Annotated in this window: 20 protein-coding genes and 2 riboswitches; of the genes, 12 read left to right on the plus strand and 8 right to left on the minus strand. The window is 56.5% G+C overall.

Translation table 11 applies throughout. The features are described from left to right. Positions 1–17 precede the first annotated feature (17 nt). Together ACVINW_RS06745 and ACVINW_RS06750 are read right to left on the minus strand one after the other, a co-directional pair. A complete protein-coding gene (locus ACVINW_RS06745; protein WP_456750573.1) occupies positions 18–656 on the minus strand; it encodes a glutathione S-transferase family protein in 639 nt (212 codons plus the stop codon). Positions 657–896: 240 nt separating this feature from the next. Further along, positions 897–1,820 carry a LysR substrate-binding domain-containing protein gene (locus ACVINW_RS06750; protein WP_456750574.1) on the minus strand — a complete coding sequence of 308 codons (924 nt, stop codon included), beginning with the start codon at positions 1,818–1,820 and terminating at the stop codon, positions 897–899. A gap of 561 nt (positions 1,821–2,381) precedes the next feature. On the opposite strand from ACVINW_RS06750, the gene ACVINW_RS06755 reads away from it, so the two are divergent. The 5 genes from ACVINW_RS06755 to ACVINW_RS06775 all read left to right on the plus strand — a co-directional run bounded on the left by ACVINW_RS06755 (position 2,382) and on the right by ACVINW_RS06775 (position 5,089). Next, positions 2,382–2,600, plus strand: a complete 219-nt coding sequence (locus ACVINW_RS06755; protein WP_456750575.1) for a DUF485 domain-containing protein — start codon at positions 2,382–2,384, stop codon at positions 2,598–2,600. Between the two features lie 14 nt (positions 2,601–2,614). After that, complete coding sequence (locus ACVINW_RS06760) at positions 2,615–4,261, plus strand: sodium:solute symporter family transporter (RefSeq protein ID WP_456750576.1); 1,647 nt, start codon at positions 2,615–2,617, stop codon at positions 4,259–4,261. A 156-nt stretch (positions 4,262–4,417) separates the two neighbouring features. After that, positions 4,418–4,657 (plus strand): tautomerase family protein, encoded by a 240-nt coding sequence (locus tag ACVINW_RS06765; RefSeq protein WP_456750577.1) that lies wholly within the window; start codon positions 4,418–4,420, stop codon positions 4,655–4,657. Positions 4,658–4,686: 29 nt separating this feature from the next. Continuing rightward, positions 4,687–4,866: a tautomerase family protein gene (locus tag ACVINW_RS06770; protein ID WP_456750578.1), complete on the plus strand. Its 180-nt coding sequence runs from the start codon at positions 4,687–4,689 to the stop codon at positions 4,864–4,866. A gap of 49 nt (positions 4,867–4,915) precedes the next feature. Continuing rightward, positions 4,916–5,089 carry a hypothetical protein gene (locus tag ACVINW_RS06775; RefSeq protein ID WP_456750579.1) on the plus strand — a complete coding sequence of 58 codons (174 nt, stop codon included), beginning with the start codon at positions 4,916–4,918 and terminating at the stop codon, positions 5,087–5,089. Between the two features lie 99 nt (positions 5,090–5,188). On the opposite strand, the gene ACVINW_RS06780 is transcribed toward ACVINW_RS06775, so the two are convergent. Further along, positions 5,189–6,469, minus strand: a complete 1,281-nt coding sequence (locus ACVINW_RS06780; RefSeq protein WP_456750580.1) for a serine hydroxymethyltransferase — start codon at positions 6,467–6,469, stop codon at positions 5,189–5,191. Between the two features lie 33 nt (positions 6,470–6,502). After that, a riboswitch (ZMP/ZTP riboswitch) is annotated at positions 6,503–6,588 on the minus strand. A 254-nt stretch (positions 6,589–6,842) separates the two neighbouring features. Between ACVINW_RS06780 and ACVINW_RS06785 the strand changes: the two genes are divergently transcribed. After that, positions 6,843–7,724 carry a LysR family transcriptional regulator gene (locus tag ACVINW_RS06785; RefSeq protein ID WP_456750581.1) on the plus strand — a complete coding sequence of 294 codons (882 nt, stop codon included), beginning with the start codon at positions 6,843–6,845 and terminating at the stop codon, positions 7,722–7,724. A 255-nt stretch (positions 7,725–7,979) separates the two neighbouring features. On the opposite strand, the gene ACVINW_RS06790 is transcribed toward ACVINW_RS06785, so the two are convergent. After that, positions 7,980–8,627, minus strand: coding sequence for a glutathione S-transferase family protein (locus ACVINW_RS06790; protein WP_456756321.1), 648 nt, complete (start codon positions 8,625–8,627; stop codon positions 7,980–7,982). 1,121 nt (positions 8,628–9,748) lie between these two features. Between ACVINW_RS06790 and ACVINW_RS06795 the strand changes: the two genes are divergently transcribed. Further along, on the plus strand, positions 9,749–10,096 hold the full coding sequence (locus ACVINW_RS06795) for a PaaI family thioesterase (protein WP_456750582.1): 348 nt from the start codon (positions 9,749–9,751) through the stop codon (positions 10,094–10,096). A gap of 149 nt (positions 10,097–10,245) precedes the next feature. Here ACVINW_RS06795 and tnpC read toward each other — a convergent pair whose 3' ends face one another. The 4 genes from tnpC to ACVINW_RS06815 form a co-directional block, all read right to left on the minus strand. Then, a complete protein-coding gene (gene tnpC, locus ACVINW_RS06800; protein WP_456756322.1) occupies positions 10,246–11,826 on the minus strand; it encodes an IS66 family transposase in 1,581 nt (526 codons plus the stop codon). A 76-nt stretch (positions 11,827–11,902) separates the two neighbouring features. After that, entirely contained in the window at positions 11,903–12,250 is a 348-nt protein-coding gene (tnpB, locus tag ACVINW_RS06805; RefSeq protein ID WP_050382259.1) for an IS66 family insertion sequence element accessory protein TnpB, read from the minus strand. Continuing rightward, positions 12,247–12,642 (minus strand): IS66-like element accessory protein TnpA, encoded by a 396-nt coding sequence (gene tnpA, locus ACVINW_RS06810; RefSeq protein WP_253589780.1) that lies wholly within the window; start codon positions 12,640–12,642, stop codon positions 12,247–12,249. Before tnpA ends, tnpB begins: the two co-directional genes overlap by 4 nt. 905 nt (positions 12,643–13,547) lie before the next feature. Then, on the minus strand, positions 13,548–14,195 hold the full coding sequence (locus ACVINW_RS06815; protein WP_456750583.1) for a glutathione S-transferase family protein: 648 nt from the start codon (positions 14,193–14,195) through the stop codon (positions 13,548–13,550). Positions 14,196–14,651: 456 nt separating this feature from the next. On the opposite strand from ACVINW_RS06815, the gene ACVINW_RS06820 reads away from it, so the two are divergent. From ACVINW_RS06820 to ACVINW_RS06840, 5 genes are all read left to right on the plus strand, one after another. Next, positions 14,652–15,725 (plus strand): alpha-hydroxy acid oxidase, encoded by a 1,074-nt coding sequence (locus ACVINW_RS06820; RefSeq protein WP_456750584.1) that lies wholly within the window; start codon positions 14,652–14,654, stop codon positions 15,723–15,725. A gap of 380 nt (positions 15,726–16,105) precedes the next feature. Next, the gene (locus ACVINW_RS06825; protein WP_456750585.1) at positions 16,106–16,582 is read left to right on the plus strand and encodes a hypothetical protein; all 477 of its coding nucleotides are present in this window, start codon (positions 16,106–16,108) and stop codon (positions 16,580–16,582) included. A gap of 178 nt (positions 16,583–16,760) precedes the next feature. After that, positions 16,761–16,905: riboswitch (FMN riboswitch) on the plus strand. A gap of 74 nt (positions 16,906–16,979) precedes the next feature. Beyond that, positions 16,980–17,543 (plus strand): 6,7-dimethyl-8-ribityllumazine synthase, encoded by a 564-nt coding sequence (locus ACVINW_RS06830; RefSeq protein ID WP_456750586.1) that lies wholly within the window; start codon positions 16,980–16,982, stop codon positions 17,541–17,543. 236 nt (positions 17,544–17,779) lie between these two features. Further along, positions 17,780–18,073, plus strand: coding sequence for a DUF1330 domain-containing protein (locus ACVINW_RS06835; RefSeq protein WP_456750587.1), 294 nt, complete (start codon positions 17,780–17,782; stop codon positions 18,071–18,073). Between the two features lie 110 nt (positions 18,074–18,183). Beyond that, entirely contained in the window at positions 18,184–18,765 is a 582-nt protein-coding gene (locus ACVINW_RS06840; RefSeq protein WP_456750588.1) for a TetR/AcrR family transcriptional regulator, read from the plus strand. Positions 18,766–18,976: the final 211 nt, after the last annotated feature.

Here is an 18,976-nt window from a genome sequence, read left to right on the forward strand (position 1 = left end):
CGATCGGGAACTGCCAGTCATGCGATCTTCAGGAGTGGGCTGTTTTCCCTCTCGAGGATCTTGCGTACGGCCGGTCGCTCGAGGAGCCGACCTTTTAGGGCAGAATAGTTCTTGAGGCCTTCTATTGGGAGCCCAGCGCGCAGACCAAAGCCGTAGAACACCAGGGCAAAGGGATCGCACACGGTGAACTGTTGGCCGAGAATCCAATCCTTGGAGAAGAGCATCTGGTCGATCTCTTGCAGGCATGCCCAGAAGGTTCGTATGCCCTGCTCTTTCACCTTACCCACGTCCGACGCGTCAGTAGTGTATCGTTCCGGACGGACGAAATGTGCGAAGGCTGGGTGCACTGTTGTCGCGAACCACGCCATCGTCGAAAGCGCTTGCGTCTCTGCTAAAAGGTCTTGTGGCCACAATTTTGCGTTAGGAAACTTCTTGGCAAGGTAACTCAAGATCGCGGTGTTCTCGGTCAATACCTCGCCGTCCTCAAGCTGCAGGGCCGCTACCTTGCCGCGAGGATTGATCCTAAGATAGGCCTCGCTCCGCTGCTCGTTCTTGGCGAATGAAATTGGCTGCGTTTCATAAGCGGCGCCACTCTCCTCCAGTGTGATGTGCGCCGCCATCGAGCTGGTTCCCGGTGAATAATAGAGCTTTAGCATCCAGAAACCTCCTGGAGTTTGGTGCAAATCCGGTCGCCCAAGGACCGATTTTGTCATGGTCATCAGAAGCCATTCTCAATTGCAGCACAAACGAGCAATTCTTCTGGTTCGCATTCGCGCTGGGAATGTGAACGACAGCGATTTTCGGCCCGTGCTGTAGACATCGAGGCTGCTGCCGCCTTGACTGGTCTCCAATTGCAATAAAGGTTCGCACGTGACATCGAGAACTCTTGATCCCGTTCATATATCGGCCGCCTCCGCCTCAATCCAATGAACCACGGCCTCTACTTCAGGACGCAAAGCAGAGGAGGCTCGAACCAACCAATACGCGTGTGAGGTAATGGGCCCTGGCTGCGGTACACTCACGGTCGCGAGTTGCCCATTGGCGATCGCTAGTCCGACTAGTTCGAGGCGACCCAGAGCAATTCCTTGCCCCGCAATGGCTGCTTGAATTGTTTGATCATATTGATTGAACCGAAGAATGCCTTTGGGGCGGGCATCGCCCCAACCCTGCTTGGCGAGCCATTCGTTCCAGCGTAGCCAGGAGCGGTACTCACCATCAAATTCTAGGAGGACGTGCTCCTCTAAGTCTGCCGGCGTCCGCAGTACCGTGAGCTCTCTCGATGGATGGGCTACTGGCACCACAGTCTCGCCGAACAATCGGATTGCGCCCTGCGAAATCGCCTCCGGGGGGCAGTAGCGGACCGCGAGATCGAACTGCTCGCTCCGCAAGTCGCTTAGTTCGTTGCCAGCGGAGATGCGCACATCGATATCCGGGTGGTCTCTCAAGAAATGACTTAAGCGGGGCAGCAACCACAAGCCTGCAACCCCAATGCTGGATGAGATCGTCACCGGCCTTACGGCCGAGCTTACCTGAATGGTGCCCACGACATCCTGCAATTGCTTGATGACTTCATCCGCGCAGCGGAACAGTCGATCTCCTTCGTCAGTCAGGGAAATTGAGCGATGACCGCGTACAAGCAACTTGATGCCCAGAGCTTCTTCTAAAGAACGCACCTGACGGCTGACTGCTGATTGCGTGAGATGGAGATCCTCAGCTGCGAGCGTAACGCTCATCCGACGTCCGACCGCAACAAATCCTCGAATCAGATCGAGGTAACTCAGTTGACTCAGTCTTACGGAATACCTCGCTGCTTGTGTCACGACCCAATCTCTTGAGATTAGATATGCCTAGATCGATTCATCTCAGACAGGATGGCGTGCGCACGTTTTAGACCTTTGCCCTGGATTTATCCCGATCCTGCCGAAGGTGACCGCACGTCTAACCGGGCCAAACTTGTCGAGTTGCGCTACGAAACCTACATGAGCTGGATTACTCGGCACGCGACGCTGGCGAAATACACCGACCAGTGGACACATCTTGAGCCACGCCGATCATTGCAACTTGTAGCGCAGTGAGGAAGGAATGCTCCACTCAAACGAGCGCTCTCCTAAGCTACGCTGGGCGCGTTCGGCGAATTAAGGACTTCGCGCGTACCGCACCCCGTTAGGATGGTTGCGACGCCTAACTCTGTCTGCGCTGCGCGCGGCAGCTCTGAAGTTGCCAGGGGCCGTTTCGATCACTGTCTTTCAAGCGATCACCGGCGCAGATGCCGCCTATCACAATAATCCGTTATGAAGGGACATCGACCAGATGGCAGGCTTCGAGCCCTAAACTCAAGACCGTAAGACAACTCTCTGACGGTCATCATGACGGGGCCTTCCATGAACGATCGACGCTGGCGCTTGCGCGTTCTCTATAGCGGAATGTTGCTTGCCGCTTACTTCGGCTTTTTTCTGATGTGTTCTTATTTCCCCGACGCAATGGCTAGTCGGGTCTCAACCGGCAGTCCGGCGACGCTGGCAATGTGGTTGGGAGCAATGATCATCGCGGGCTCAGTTGCGATGACCGGCCTATACACGATCTCGGCCGACAGAGCCTAATGGTGGAGCAACAGATGACGCGCCGACTTTATCGTGTGTTAGCTGCCCTCACGCTGGGCAGCATGCTTACGCTGGCCGTTGCCTCGCCAGCAGCCGCAGCTGACGGTGGATTGAGCAACAACTCAACCGCGATCACTCTCTTTCTGCTGATCGTCGCAGGTTCTATTGGAGTAACCCTGCTGGCAGCCCGATCGACTAAATCAACGAGCGATTTTCTTGCAGCAAGTGGCAAGATAACTCCCTTCCAGAATGGCCTCGCGTTGGCCGGCGATTTCATGTCGGCCGGCGCATTTCTTGGCCTTTCCGCTCTCATTTTCAACTCGGGTTTCGACGGGCTCATTTATGCAATTGGCTACATCGCAAGCTGGCCCATTGTCATGTTCCTGATTGCCGATCCGTTGCGCAACCTCGGTCGTTATACGATGGCAGACGCACTCAGCCACCGCTTTGATGAGCGAAAGGTACGCCCGCTCATTGCCGTCATTTCTCTCGTACTTGTCATTTTCTATCTGATCGCTCAAATGGTTGGTGCCGGTCAGGTCATCCAGCTCATGTTCGGCCTAAACTATACGGTGGCGGTCAGCATCGTTGGTGCACTGATGATCTTCTGCGTGATGATCGGGGGTATGATCGCCACCACGTGGGTCCAGATGATCAAAGCAGTATTGCTTCTGTTTACCGGCGTGTTGGTTGCTTTTCTAGTTTGGCGGGCGTTCGGCTATGACTTCTCGGCTTTGATTCAAAAGGCCGTCTCCTCTCATCCCAAGAGTTCGGCGATTCTCAGCTCGCAAATGCTGCCGAAAGATCCGGTATCGGGCATTTCTCTGGGAATGGCGCTTATCTTCGGAACAGCCGGCCTGCCCCACATCTTAATGCGCTTCTTTACCGTCAAGGACGGTCGAGATGCCCGGCTATCGGCCGTTTGGGCGACGAGCTTCATCGGCTTCTTCTTCCTTTTGCTGTTTCCAATCGGCTTCGGTGCGATCGCACTCGTAACCAACGATCCTACTTATCATCAAGCAAACGGAGCTCTCATCGGAGGCGCTAACACAGTCAGTATCCACCTCTCGCACGCAGTCGGAGGTGACTTCTTGATGGCGTTTGTGTGCGCTGTCGCGTTCGCAACCATCGTCGCAGTTGTGGCTGGTTTGACGCTCGCGGGCGCATCTACAATCGCACACGACCTCCTTAAGACAACCGACATCGACCATGACGGCGCTAACAAACGAGGCTTGCTCGTCATGCGCATCGTAACGTTGATCCTCGGAATTGTAGCAACAGGTTTGGCAGTCGCATTCCGAGACCAGAACGTTGCTTATATGCTCGGCCTAGCGTTCGCTCTTGCGGCTTCTGCAAACTTTCCGATCTTGCTGCTTGCGATATATTGGTCAGGGCTCACGACCATTGGCATCATTGTCGGCGGTTGCGTGGGACTGACGCTTTCGGTCCTGATGACGATCCTTGGGCCCGCAGTGTGGGTAAAGGTTTTCGGCTTCAGCTCAGCAATCGTGACCCTTGATCCTCCAACACTAGTGACAATGCCGATCACCTTCCTGGCATGTTGGGCTGCCTCAATCTTGGATCGCTCCCGAAATGCTACCAAAGAGCGAGCTCAGTTCGCGGCGCAATATGGCAAGTCAGCAGCTCAGTCCGGCGCCTGAACTCGAGCTCGGCAATTCCGCTCATCTCGAAACGGGATTGCCGCCATCATCTTAAATCATTAGCCGAAGCCTCGTTCGAGGCTTAACCAAGGCAAAGACCGGGTGTCAAAGACGCTCAGGTTCTGGTTGGAAACTGTTGAAATACGGAGGACGGCAATGTCATGGATCACGTGTGACATGCGATTTGGACGAACGGACGAGCAGAAGCGCCAGCTCGCCGCCGAAGTTATTGCGGCAGTGCGAAAAGCAACTGACGAACCGCTTTCGAATATGGTTTTCGTCGTTCGCGAGGGCGTCGGCGTCAACTTCTGCGAGGCTGGGCAGCACTACCCGGACTACAAGCCCGGCGGAGACGACGAGTTGATCGCCCACGTCAAGGGTCTCAGCAAGAAGTAAAATCTAACTTGAAATAGGTGGAGCGACACATGCCTCAGCTGCTTTGCAAGGTTCCTAAGGGACTTCTTACTCGCGAAAAGAAGAAGATCATGCTTCGCGAAATCATCGATGCCACACATAGAGCGGTTGGATCGGATCCTAGTATCATCAACGTGGTGGTGATGGAGGTCGAAAAGGAAGACTACGCCATCAATGGAGAGGTCTTCTAATTCCTGGCTACGGCGGCCAGCGCCTGGTTATATGCCTACATGAGAGGCATTGAGCTTTGAGACGGGTGAGAACGGTTGCTGCAACCTGCAACAGTTTCTCACCCGCTTTCACGATGTCGAAAGCCACGGGTTCCTGCCGCTTCGTTTCGACCGAAGGAAGCGGACGGTCACTGTCAACACACGTCACCCGGCGTTCGGGATGGAAGCCTTCGCGGCGGATTGAGTTAGCGACTGATTATCGTTTCCGCTAAAATATGGGGTAACGCAGAGGATCCCAAGTCGGTCGCGGCTGCCCCAAGCGCCCCTTCATGTTCCGCAACGTTCAAACCAATTCTGCCTCAGGCATCAAGCCTGGAACAGGAAAGGATTGGCACATCTCGACGCACTCCGATTTGAGGCGCGACAAGACCGCCTCGTCTCCGGTCGCCCGTAGGGCCGTCGCGATAAATTGGCCGATGCGACGCATTTCCACCTCTCCCATCCCACGCGTAGTCGCCGCGGGTGTGCCGAGGCGAATACCGCTCGGTTTCAGCGGCGGTCTCGAGTCGTCTGGAATAACCTGCTTGTTGGTCGTTATGGCTATGGAATCCAGCACCTCTTCGGCCGCACGGCCATCTAATGCAAGGGATGCTACTGTGTCGATGACCATCATGTGATTGTCGGTACCGCCCGTCACCAGCATCATCCCGCGCTCCATCAGCGCCTCGGCGAGAACCTTCGCATTGTTCAAAACCTGATGGGCGTAAATCTGGAAATCCGAGGTCGCGGCCTTCTTGAGCGTCACGGCAATCCCGGCCACGACGTTCATGTGAGGTCCGCCCTGCAAGCCAGGAAAGACAGAGGCGTCGATTCGACCGGCATTCTCTTTCCGACATAGGATGATCCCACCACGAGGTCCGCGCAGGGTTTTGTGGGACGTCGTTGTCATGACATCGAAGCCAGCATCAAGCGGATTGCGCATGACATTCGCTGCAATCAACCCGCCAAAATGGCTTACGTCAGCCATAGTGAGCGCGCCAACTTCATCGGCAATGCTCTTAAATGCCGTGTAATCTAGGTCACGTGGGTAGGAGCTGTAGCCGCACAGAACCATTTTTGGGCGCGCCTGGCGGGCCGTGGTGCGCAATTCGTCGAAGTCAATTGCTCCGCTCTTAGACGGAGCCATCTTGTAGCGAATGAAGTTGAATAGACGCCCCATGTGGGACACGGGCGCGCCATGAGTCAGATGGCCACCATGGGACAGGTCCATGGCGAGAATCGTATCGCCTGGCTTCAATAGGCCGAGATAGACGGCCTGATTCATTGGCGATCCGGATAGAGGCTGAACGTTGGCGTGCTCGGCACGAAAAAGCGAGCAAGCCCGTTCGCGCGCGAGACTCTCTATTTCGTCGGTGAACTCCTGGCCGCCGTAGTATCGGCGCCCTGGATAGCCCTCCGAATACTTGTTAGTGAAGACCGACCCGAGCAGTTCGAGCACTTCCGGGTAGGTGTAATTTTCAGACGGAATCAGTTCAACGCCGTCTCGTTGACGGCGTTCTTCGCCCGTCAAGGCTGCGGCGATCTCGTGATCATTGCTGGACAATTGACTGCGGAACGACGGCATGCCTGAGCTCCTCATCTCGCTGTTGTTTCAGCTGATTGGTGCCCAGGCGATCGGCGCTAGATCCTTCCGCGCTTCCTCGTGGTCAGTTCCACGTTAGCTCGCCAGTCGCGCGGTAGGACGAATGAGTCAAGAACTCACCGCGAGCGAAAGTCTAGCCAACTTGCAGAGCTTCCGCAAGGAACTCTCGACAGTCCTCGAATTCGTCAAATTAATCCAGTTTCTGAAAACAGCGCGACCGCATGTATCCGGAGGCAACCATCGGTTCGCCGATCGCTGATATGCAATCGAGACGGTCGATTTCTGCACCGCCCGGTATATGCAAGCGAACACCAGCTCCGGCATTCTAAAGCTGCTCGAGGACCGGGAGATGACAATGGACGCTGGCGATCTCAGATTTTTCGAGGCGGTGGCCAGATTGGGCGGAATGAACAGGGCCGCAAACGAACTGAATACGGTCCAATCCAACGTTACTACCCGCATTCGATTGATGGAGGAGAGGTTGGGAATGCCTCTCTTTCGTCGACATGTGCGCGGCGTGGCGCTCACTCCTGCCGGTCAACGCCTTCTGCCCTATTCTATTAAGATTGCAAGGCTCCTGGATGAAGCAAAGCGCGCTGTTGAGGACGACGGTACACCAAAGGGGCCGCTTTCAATAGGTTCGTTGGAGACGACGGCAGCCCGCCGGTTGCCGGAAATCATCTCGCTTTTCTGCGGCCGCCATCCATCCGTGAACTTATCTTTGAAGACGGGCACAAACGCTACTTTGTTCGATCAAGTTATTGGATACGAACTCGATGGCGCCTTCGTCTGTGGGCCTATTGATCATCCAGATTTGGATTCTTGGCAGATTTTCACCGAGGAGCTCGTCATCGCTACCGCTCCAGGTCGACAGCCGTTCGAACGGCACGCCGCCTCTGGTGAGGTCAAGATCCTTGTGAAAGGCTGTGGTTGTGCCTATCGCGAGCGGTATGAACAACTGCTGTCAGCAAAGGGTATACCGTTCAGCCGACTAGAGTTCGGTACGCTCGATGCAATTATCGGCTGCGTTTCAGCGGGCATCGGCGAAACACTTCTTCCCAGAAGCGTCCTTGAGCGAGCCGCTAAGGGCGACGTTGTTCTTCACGCGCTGCCTGGCCCCGACGCATATACCGAAACCGTCTTTATCCGGCGGCGCGACGTAGCGGCAAGCAGCGCCCTACAGGCTTTCCTGGACTTGTTGCTGTCGTCAACACGAGTAACAGAAGCCGCGGAGTAAGCATAAAAAAGGAGGCCGGTACTTCGACCGGCCTCCAGTGGTCCAAGGGGAGGAAAGGAAACGCCAACTTGGATGGCGGCAGATTTACTGCTTGTAAGTCAGCAAGCAAATATACGACTCCGTAACAATCGAGTGCAAAGGGCACCCTATCTCCACTTCCAATGGGTACTTCCTGCGCCGTTACCCTGCCGGAAGGTTTCGTCAACAAAGGGCGCCCCCACCTTCCATCGAACACCCACCGCCCTACGGCGTAAGTTAGCCCTTCCGCGTAGGCGGAGCAGCCTCACCCGCCTGTTGCAAAGCTTTGACAACGCCCGGCCGCGTTAGCATCCACTCCCGATGCGCAAAAACCTTTGGGAATTTTGCGCAGTCTACACCATCCCCCTCCAGCCAACGACTGACCGTAAAAAGATAGGGATCTGAGATGGTATACTGTGCTCCGTGCACCCAGGGACCTTTGAACATGCTCTGCTCGATCAAGTCAAAGCAGTCGCGCATTGTTTGGGGCACTTTCTGCTTCATATCGTCGACCGAACTCTCTTGGTCAACCCACCGGTATCCTCGCATTCGGTGCGCATGCGCAATGTGAACTGTCGAGCAGAGATAAGAGCCAAAACTGCGCACGATCGCGGCTTGAAATGGATCATCTGACATACTCAGATCGGATCGGTTCGACACCTCTGCAATGTAGGAGAGGATTGACGGTGTTTCGGTCAGCACCCCTCGATCTGTCACGAGCGCGGGAACGCGTCCCTTTGGATTGATAGCAATATAGTGCTCGCTTCTCTGCTCAGAGCTTCCAAAGTCGATTTCTATCGCCTCGAAGTCTAAGCCTGACTCGATAAGCGCGATGTGGGATGCGAGCGAGCAGGACCCGCGACTGTAGTAAAACTTCATGTACATGATCTCCAGCGAATTGCTCATGTACTTTAGGGCGAACCAGAGACGGCACCCGTACACTGCTCAGTCTACTGCTACTCGCAGTCGTTGATACCCAGCGTTATCCCCTTCGGTGAATGTACTTTGATTGGTCTGCACCCCAACAAGACAAGATGCTCTGGAATAGATTCTTCTTGGCGTCCTTTTGGGCGCGGCTGACGCGACATTCAAAAACGAACCTGGGGTCAGAGCGCCTCGACGATGTGTCGGATCTGTCCGATCACATCATTCGTGACATCGGCCTAGATCCTGACTGGGTTCGGGCAAGATCAAGAACCAGCCGCGTTCTTCGAATTGAGCCGCGGATCGGACCGCCAGGCTGAGGTGACTGCAAAAGCCACCACCATGTTGTTCGCCGGGCGTCGATCTGAACACACTATTTCTCTTACGCTGCTCAAATACGAGAGTATCTCACTCCGGCACCGTAGCATCTCTCAACGTCTCAGCAATTGTACCGTCGATCACCAAACCCAGTAACGATCTCCGGATCTACACCGCGCGGTGAATGTTTTTTCTCAGCTGAAAGCGCATTGGTATGTCTCTCTCCCCCGGAGTAGTTGCAGCTATGCTCCGGTGCGCGCTTCCCACCAGCTGCCATTGCCCGGATGACACGCGTCATCCGGGCCTTTTTCGTCAAAGTGGCCATCCTATACTTTGCATTATCCGAGGAATTAGCGACCTCGCGAGCATTCGACACTCAACAACGGCGCCCATACATGCCTGCGTGGATCCTCTTGATCACGACGCGAATATTCAGGTCGCGGCACACATCCCTGAACAACTGCCAACACAGCTGAGATCAAGTCCGTCTTGATTACACGATACGGGACGGGCCCTACTCTCGGTACGCCTGGATCTATCGCCCTCCCCCAACGGTGTACCCGCTCCCATCTTTGGTCGTGTCAGAGTTGCGACTGAAGCGCATGGGTCACCCCTCTTTCCGTCCAGCCAAAAAGGAGACTTCAGTGCAAGAGCAGCCGTTAGACCAGCCAGAGGGGTACTCTCCTCACTTTAGGAAGAGCCCAGTCACTGACCCTTGGGAACCCCTTTACGCGAAGAAGTCCGAAGGGGTTGTGCAACTCGGAATGAGAATCCGTCCTGTTCATTGCAACGGGAGAGGTTTCCTGCATGGCGGCGTAATAAGCTCACTTGCTGACAACGCTATGGGTCTTTCGGTCATCGAAGCTTTGGCCGCAAAAGGCTCGGATCGCTCTCGCGCCGGTGTCACTTTGTCTCTTGCCGTCAACTACATTGCTTCCGGTAGAGTCGGGCAATGGTTTGAAGTCATCCCTCGCGTAATCAACGCGCGTCAAACCATTGCATTCACCGATGCGTCAATCCTAGCGGACGGAGAGCTAGTAGCGCAGGCGACCGCGTGTTTTCGCATATTCGTATTGGACGGAGATTCAAACCGGTCTCTTAGCGTCACGTAGGACACCTGGCCCAAGCGTGCTGCCGCGGTTCTAGCAACGTTGGATCACGTTTCGGAATGCGCGATACGAATTTGAGCGCTTCACGGGCTTTCTTTGCGGTACGCATCCGGCCAGCACCCCGGGCAGTCGCGCCGGTCTGCCGCGGCGCCTCAGGCAGCAGCCGCTTTGGACTGTTGGGTCGCCTTCCAATTCCACGGGAGCAGGTCGGCGACTCTGTTGACAGGGTGATCTGGAAGCCTGGCCAACACGTCAGCGAGCCAGGCTTGCGGATCAACGTCGTTCATCTTGCAGGTTTCGATCAGGGTATAGACAGCGGCGGCACGATTGCCGCCAGCATCTGAACCGGCGAAGGTCCAATTTCGTCTTCCGACAGCCACACCGCGTAACGCTCGTTCGGCAGCGTTGTTCGAGAGGCAGATGCGGCCGTCGTCCAGGAAGCGGGTGAACGCGGCCCAGCGGTTGAGCAGGTAGTTGATCGCCTTTGCAGTATCGTTGCCTGATGAGAGCAACGTTCTCTGCTGGCGCATCCAGATTTCGAGATCGGCGACGATCGACCTCGACTTATCACGACGTACCGCAAGTCGCTGTTCCGGCGTTTTGCCGTTGATGGTCCGCTCGATCTCGAACAGGATATCGATGCGTCGCACGGCCTCGCTGGCAATCGGCGCCTCTCCAGATTTCGCCAGCTCGAAGAACTTTCTGCGGCCGTGGCTCCAACAGGCCGCTTCAAGGATCGGAGCCGGCTTCCTTTGGGCCTTGTAGAGCTGGTTATATCCATCAAAGGCATCGGCCTGCATCAGGCCCACGTAGCCGGCAAGATGGTTTTGCGGATGCTCTCCAGCCCGGTTGCGTGAGTAGTAGAACAGGGCCGCAGGCGGATCCGAGCCGCCAAACGGCCGGTCATCGCGAACATAGGTCCAGATCCGACCGGTCACCGTCTTAAGCTTGGCCAGTACCGGCACCGTCGTATCGTCGGCGTGGATGCGTTCCGCGCTCATGACGTGGATCCGGATGGCCTCAATAATGGGATCGAGTGCTACCACGCAGGCGCCGACCCGATCCGCCAGGGTCGAGACGTCGATCTCGATCCCTTCGCGAGCATAGGTCTTGCTCTGTCGGTTCAACGGCTGATGCAGCAGGAACTTGTTGACCAGAACCATCGCCAGCAGGCTCGGCCCGGCAAAGCCTCGCGGGATCGGATGGGAGGGCGCCGGAGCCTCTGTGATCGCTTCGCAATCTCGGCAGGAGAACTTTTCGCGGACATGCTCGATAATCTTCCAGCGCCGCGGCTCGCATTCCAGGGTCTTCGAGACCACCTCGCCGAGCTTGTGCAGTCGCTCGCTGCCGCACTTACCGCATACGCAAGGCGCGGGTTCGACGACACGTTCGATGGGCAGATTGTCCGGCAGCGGACGTCGCGGCGGCCGCGGATCTTGCGCGCGCTTCTCCTTAGCGGCCCCTGGCGCGGCGATCTCCGCCTTGGTTTCCTGCTCGGCCTGGGTCTCTTCAAGATCCTCGATGGCGAGTTCGAGCTGCTCGACCAGCAGCTTGCCGCGCTCAGAAGATTGCCCGTACTGTTCGCGCCGTGCCTTGGCCAGCATCAGCTTCAGCCGCTCGATTTCCAGCCGGCCGACCGTCACCTCGCTCTTCGCCAGCGTCAGCTGCTCGCGTTGCGCAAGGATCATCGCGTGCGCAGCGGCAAGATCGGCGGGAAGCGGATCGGAGGGCATCGTCACGATGACCAACCAACCATATTCGGCGCAAAAAATCCCGCTGGATTCCTGCCGTGAGTCAAAGAGCCACAGCTTAACCAGAAGCCTGCGGACGCCAAGTTGCCTGCGGCATTCGCCAGTCGATGCCGGACAGGAGATAAGAGAGCTGCGCAACGCTGATCGTCACAACGCCGTCCGCCATTGACGGCCACAAAAAGCGGCCGCGCTCCAGCCGCTTCGTGAACAGACATGCGCCCTGGCCATCATGCCAAATGATCTTGATCAGGTCGCCGCGGCGGCCCCTAAAAACGTAAAGATCGCCAGCGTGTGGATCCCGCTTCAAGCTCTCCTGAACCAGACGCGCAAGGCTCGGGAAGCCTCGGCGCATATCGGTATGGCCGGTCGCAAGCCACACCCGTACATTACCCGGTATGGCGATCATCGGCGCTCAAGCACCTCGAGGACCCGCGCCAGTGCCTCCGGGTCGACGTGCGCATCCACCCGGATGCGTCGCCGGTTGCCAAGATCAATCTCGATCAATCCAGTACGCGCGGACGCTACGGAGCGCACCCGACCGTCACCCGCAGGCAAAAGCTTCGCAGTTTCCTCCACCTCCGTAGCGACGACCTGCACCGGCGCAAAAGATGGTACGACCTGCTCTGATGTCCGTGCTTGTCGACGCCAGGTAAACACCAGGCTCGCCGCGACTCCGTTGCGGCGCGCAACCTCAGTCACCTTCGCGCCCGGCACCAACGTCTCCTCGACAATCCGTGCCTTGTCGTCCTGCGACCAGCGCCGCCGCCGCTCCAGCCCGCCCAAAACCTCGACCCGCATCGCCTGATGACCTTAAAGCTAGACTTAAGGCTACACGCTTCGCGAATTACCTCGCGTCACGCAAGACGGCGCCCGTCGGATGCGTACTCTTTGCGTGACTTCGGACAACCTGAACAAACTCTGGTGCCCCTGGGCCCGAACCCTTTACGCCCCCTGCGCGGGCCATTTGCGGTCCGCTGAAGGGTCTTCTGAGTGAGCATTGTCCAACCCCGACGATGATCGACGAGCAGCCCGGTTTCTACCGCTTTCTCTCGCAGAGACGACCGTGTGCGCTCCGCGACGACGGCTGCTTTTGCGTCTCGACGCAAACCGAGCTCGACCGACCACGAGCGCTACTCTCGATCGTCTCTAGCTCCGGCCGAGATCGCCGGTATGTCCCCCGCGCAATTGAATCGAAATCCAACCGACTGATGCCCAGATCTCTTTGTGCGAGCTCGTCAAGCTCAAGCAGCTTGTACATCACCGAGTGATAACGGTACCAACTCAAAAGCCTCGCAAGAAATGGAAGTGCTGATACGATTCTGTCGACGTAGGTCATGAGGCTCTCCGCGCGTACTGCCGCCTTTCCCGACGTTATTTCCCGCTCGCGCCTCCTTGAATTCACCTGCTCGTATAAGGACAATTCTAGAATTCGCGCGACCGCACCGAAAAGGCGCGATAGCCGCAATAGCGCGTTACCACCGTGCAATCGCCTGGTACCGCGCGAAGGCTCGTGGCGAGCATTCACGGCGAGTCGATATCGTTTCCAGGAGAAGCAAGCGGAGATGCCACTTGCCAGCAACCTCTTGCGCATCACCGCCGAGGTTTGGTGCGCGCTATCGAGTCGATTTTGCGCGAATTGTTTGCGTTTTATGCGGCGCTCGACCACCATAGGCGCTAAGGCACGGAGAACGACGCTGCTCTAATCAATCATTGCAAACCAGCGGCAAGCGCCGTCCAGGAAGTAGTTCATACGGAGCGCGCCATCCAGGCAGCTCAGCGATACGCTCGAGCCACGCTCCTACCGCAGGGTAATCCCTATGGAGATCAAATCCACTTTCATGCTTGGGGAAACACAAATATCCACACAGAGATACGTCGACTACCGTCGGCCTGCCACAGGCGACAAAAGCCGCTTTTTCGAGGTGCGAATTGAGAATTCCAAGGTAATCTTCTAGCCGGCGTTGCATGAAGGCCAGAACCGAAGGATCGGGCGATGGAGTGAAGGCACGCATGTATCTAAAAGTGGCCATATACCCCGTGAGCTTGTGGTTATCCCAGAATAACCAACGCAGCATCTCGAGCATCTCAGCCTCGACGAGGGCACCGTATTTTCCGTAATGTCCTGCGAGCTTAAGCAGTATTGGTGCAGTTTGAGTGAGGCGAGCGCCATCCCACTCCAGGACCGGTAACTCTCCCATTTCGTTTACGCTAGCTCGCCATCCTGCAGTTCGCGTTACGCCGGCTGCGAAGTCGACCCAGACCGGATCAAACGATTCACCGCAAAGCGTCAGCATTAGTGCAAGCTTGTAGGAGTTTCCCGACTCCGGAAAGTAGTGCAGCCGAAACGCCATTCTTTCTTGCTCCCGCTTATTGCGCCTACGAGGACAGTCGCAAGTATATCCGACGAACTCGATTCAACGCTCCACGATGTCCCTAGCCAATGCACACTGCCTGGTATAGCGGGGGCTTTGATGGTGGATTTCGGCAATTCATTTCGTCGGGGCGGCCAGAATGGCAGCAAGGTCTTCAACCTTCGCCGCGGTGGCCAGCACCAATTGTGTCCGATGGAGCGCTAACCCATTCCGGTTTACCCGGGCGTATACATCGAGAAGAGCGCTGCCTTTCGTCTAAGGCAGCTATCGGCCGTCGATCAGACTTTTGGCTTTTTGCTACCCGTTACTCAATCCGCCAGGCCACAGCTGTAGCCTCCCCTCGTCTTTGAAATAGACAGCACTGCGCATTGTAAACCGCTAGTCCATTGTACTCTTCTATCTAAGCTTCACTCTAGGCTGATAGGAGAGAAAGCAATGTTCAGAAGCTTTGTGGATTTCGAGCGGGACGCAGCTCAAGTGATCCCTCAGGGCGCTCTCGGCTATTATGCCGGAGGAGCCCTGGATGAGCAGACGTTAGCGGAAAACAGACAAGCCCTTGCTAGGATCAAATTACGTTGGAAGGCACTTTCTGGTGTTACTCAGCCCGATCTTCGGGTTAGCTTGATCGACAGGGAACTTCAGCTCCCCATCATTGTGGCTCCGGTTGCTTTTCAGGGAATGGCTCATCCTGAAGGGGAACGGGCTACGGCAAGAGCCGCAGCTCGGTCCGGCTCGCTGATGGTGGTGAGCACTACCTCCAACTTTTCCGTCCGAGAAGTCGCAAAGGCAGCGCAAGGAGCCCTATGGTTTCAACTCTATATGATGAAGGATCGCGAGATCACCAAAGATCTCGTCAGAGCGGCTGAAGCTGGCGGAGCCAAGGCGATAGCTCTGACGGTTGACGTACCCGCATGGGGAATCCGAGAACGCGACCTGCGCAACGGCTTTTCACTTCCGAGCGAGCTGAAGGTAGAAAGCCTTATCCTCCCCGGTAGATCTGACTTTTATGACGGTCGATCCAGGTCGGACCTTGCGTCGTTCATTGCATCACGCCTCGAATTCGGCCTAACATGGGATGATCTGGCTTGGCTAAAATCCATCACGAGGTTACCGATCGTTCTCAAAGGTATTGGTACTGCAGATGATGCTGAGCAAGGCGTTCAAGCTGGCGCAGCAGCCATCTGGGTTTCCAACCACGGTGGCAGACAACTAGATAGTGCTTGCGGGGTGGCGGACATATTGCCCGAAATCGCTCAAAAAGTTGCAAAGCGGGTTCCGATAGTCGCGGATGGTGGAGTTCGCCGAGGAACTGATGTCTTCAAACTCGTCGGACTTGGCGCGACAGCCGTTGCGATCGGTCGAGCCGCGCTCTGGGCACTTGCAGTCCAAGGTGAAGAGGGCGTTCATTATATCCTCGAGCGCCTCCGCCTCGAGCTCATAAATGCCATGTGTCTTACCGGTTGTGCAGATTTGGCGGCAACACCGAACGCACTGCACAAAGTCAGCTAGGCCATTAACCCATAGGAGCCCGCCGCTAAAAAGCGTCTTGCGGGCGGCCATCTTTGACAGCGCCAATCGGTTAGCCCGAGATTTGATCGTCCAGGAGAGCGGCTTTCGGCGCTTGCAGCCGGATGGCCCCCGGGCGCAGCTGACTGCGGAGAAAGCCCGCGCCGAAAAGACGTTCACGAAAGCCTCCAGTAAGCCGTTCATTGCTTGGCGAATCGCGCGATGGACCCTCAGGCGGCCCTTCGGATTCTGCACGGTAACGGCTGGCGCTGCTCGATGTGACTACACGTGTGCGGGAGACGCTCGCCCTTGCCGCGCGGTCAGGTTGCGCGGGTTCTTGAACGTAACTAAACTCTGTGCCGGTGGCATGGCTGAGAATCGGAATGAAAAAGGTACTGCTAATTCTAATCGTAGCGTTCGTTGGATTCGTTACAGTTTTCATTTTTATGGGTGAGAGCGAACATCGCGCAAAGATCGAAAAAGCCACGACGCCCGAGCAACTCGCAATGGCCATCATCGACAAGTCGCAGGTGACTTTTGACAAAGGCGTGCTTGCGATCAGCCGGACCGTTGATTCCGTTCTATCTGCGGGCACAGCCGTCGACGGTTTCAACCTCCAGACTGCCCGACTCGTCCCTGCTGTATTTGCCAAATTCCCACAAGTCGATTCGATCGTCTTCCGGGAGAGCGGACCGTTTCGCGACATTCGCGGCAATGAATCGACGGAGGAAATGCTTCGGATCTCGTTCATGAGAGCTGACGCCAATCATATTCATTGGGACAGGATCAATTACGACGATGTTCCGAAGCTCGGCGAGCATTATTGGATGCATCCGGGCTTGCGGCGCGCGCTTCAATGAACGGCGCTTGGGTGGCAGCCTACCAATCGCGAGTCTTTCCCGGTCGCCGCCATCGAGCGCTCTCGTCGCCTGCGACGGTGTGCTAATTGAATTGAGTCGCTGCGTAGACGAAATGGCACCTGTACACCCGACAGTGTATCAGCACCTATTGCCGCCGCCGTCATCATCGGTCAAGAAGACACGTTCTCAGGGCGGGGTGAAAGTCCCCACCGGCGGTAAGGGTGAAAGCCCAAGCCCGCGAGCGCCTTCCCAATTAGGAAGGGACAGCAGATTCGGTGAAACTCCGAAGCCGACGGTCACAGTCCGGATGAAAGAGAACGGTACTCTGGCGGCCGCATTGTGAGCGGAAGCCTGCCGTGCCGTGTGCCCTGATTCATGTCTCTAATGGAGAAAGTCCATGAATCAGTTGCTGAAAGAGCCGGAACCCCAAGCAGATAAAATTCCGCATCCCGAGCTGCCGAGCTCGTCCGATCAATCACCAACGCATCCGCGCTTTTCGAAGCCGCAGCGGGTGGCATTCGTGCAAGCTTGTTGGCATCGGGACGTCGTCGACCATGCTCGTGTTGCCTTTCTACGGGAGATCAAAGCCCGCCATATCGACAATGTCGATGTCTTCGAAGTACCAGGCTCGCTCGAGATTCCTTTACATGCGCAGCTATTGGCAAAGACTCGACGCTACACGGCAATCGTCGCCGCGGGGTTTGTGGTTGACGGTGGTATCTATCGGCACGAATTTGTAGCGGACGCTGTCATAAAAGGACTTATGGACGTCCAGCTCCGGACTGAAATTCCTGTCTTCTCAGCGGTGCTTACCCCGCAGCAATTCCACGAGTCGGATGTTCATCGCGAATTCTTCAGCAAGCATTTCGTGCTCAAAGGAATTGAGGTGGCCGAGGCGTGCGCCGACACACTACACAGCTTGGAACAGTTGCGAAGTCAGGTCGCAGCCGGAATTGCGTGACGCTGGGCCAGCAGCCCTGCCATCCATTGGATTGCTGGGCAGCCGGTCGACCGGGACGGCATGGGGTGAATGACCCAAATGCCCGGTCTCGCGGCTAGAGCGCAAGCCACTCAACACCGCATCATCAGAAGAACGAGGGCCTATCGTTGGGCCGGAGATCCTGACGGCAGCGCCATCCTTTCTTGCCCGCTGGCCAAAAGTCTCGCCCCACCAACCGCAATGAGGAGAACTTTGAGATGACCGTCTATGTTATCGTACAGCTAAAGATGAAGGACCGCGCCCGCTATAATCGCTACCAGTCGCGTTTCTCTGACGTGTTCAAACAGTTTAGCGGCCGATTGTTGGCCGCTGACGAGCAGCCCGCCGTCCGGGAAGGGAAATGGGACCAAGATAAGGTCGTATTGCTGTCGTTCCCGGACGAATCCGCCTACCAGGCTTGGTCCAATTCGCCGGAATATGTTGAGATCGCGAAAGACCGCAAAGCCGGGGCAGACGCCATCGTACTGCTTGCGAAAGGCGTCTCGCCGTAGCGCGACGCCAATGGCATCGGTCGAGTTCAACGAAGATGTAAGCTCGCTGCAACGTATACCGCCAAGTGAGTTTACGCTTTGGGATAAAAGCAAGCACAGTCCATGGCACGATGGCCAGAGACTCCGCTAAAACACGACTGAAGATTATCCAATCCGCCGACGGACTTTTCTATTCCGAGGCGCTGCGGAGCGTCAGCGTGGATGAGATCGCTGCCATCGCAGGCGTTACGAAAAAGACCTTCTACTATCACTTTCGCTCCAAGGACGAGCTGATAGCTGCCTACCTACAGGCCAGGAGCGAACCGACGCTTGATCGCTTCAAGGAGTGGGCGGGCACCACTGGGACTGTTGCCGAGCGGGTCACGCACCTTTTTCGTAGGCTCGGCGATTTGGCAACATCGCGGGAATGGCTCGGATGCGGCTTTATGAGAGTGACAGCCGAATTGGCCAATATGCCCGGTCATCCTGCGCTAGCAGTTGCTCGCGCCCATAAGCTGGCCGTACAGGAATGGCTTCGCGCTGATTTGGAGGCTGAGGGTTGGTCTGATGCGGACTCGTTGGCGCGTGGCATCCTTGTCCTCATCGACGGAACGGTGGCTCAGCTGTTGATGCACCGGGATCCGCTCTACGCAGAAGCAGCGCTTCGGTTGGCTGAAACGGTCCTTACCGGCAACGCCAAGCGCACCCATTGAATTGGGCCACTCATCAACAGGCTAACAGTCAGACGATCGGCAAGCATTGAACGCTAACGTCGCTCCGTATTCGTGTCTTCCGCGCACCCGACCGGAGCATCGGTCCAAGGCCAGTCTCCCGGTATAACCGCAAAGGACAGAATCGGTGAGCAATAATATCATTCGTATCGCTGCTGCCGTGACTTGCCGGAATGACGGACGCATGTTGCTT

Source organism: Bradyrhizobium sp. USDA 4461, from assembly GCF_054055655.1.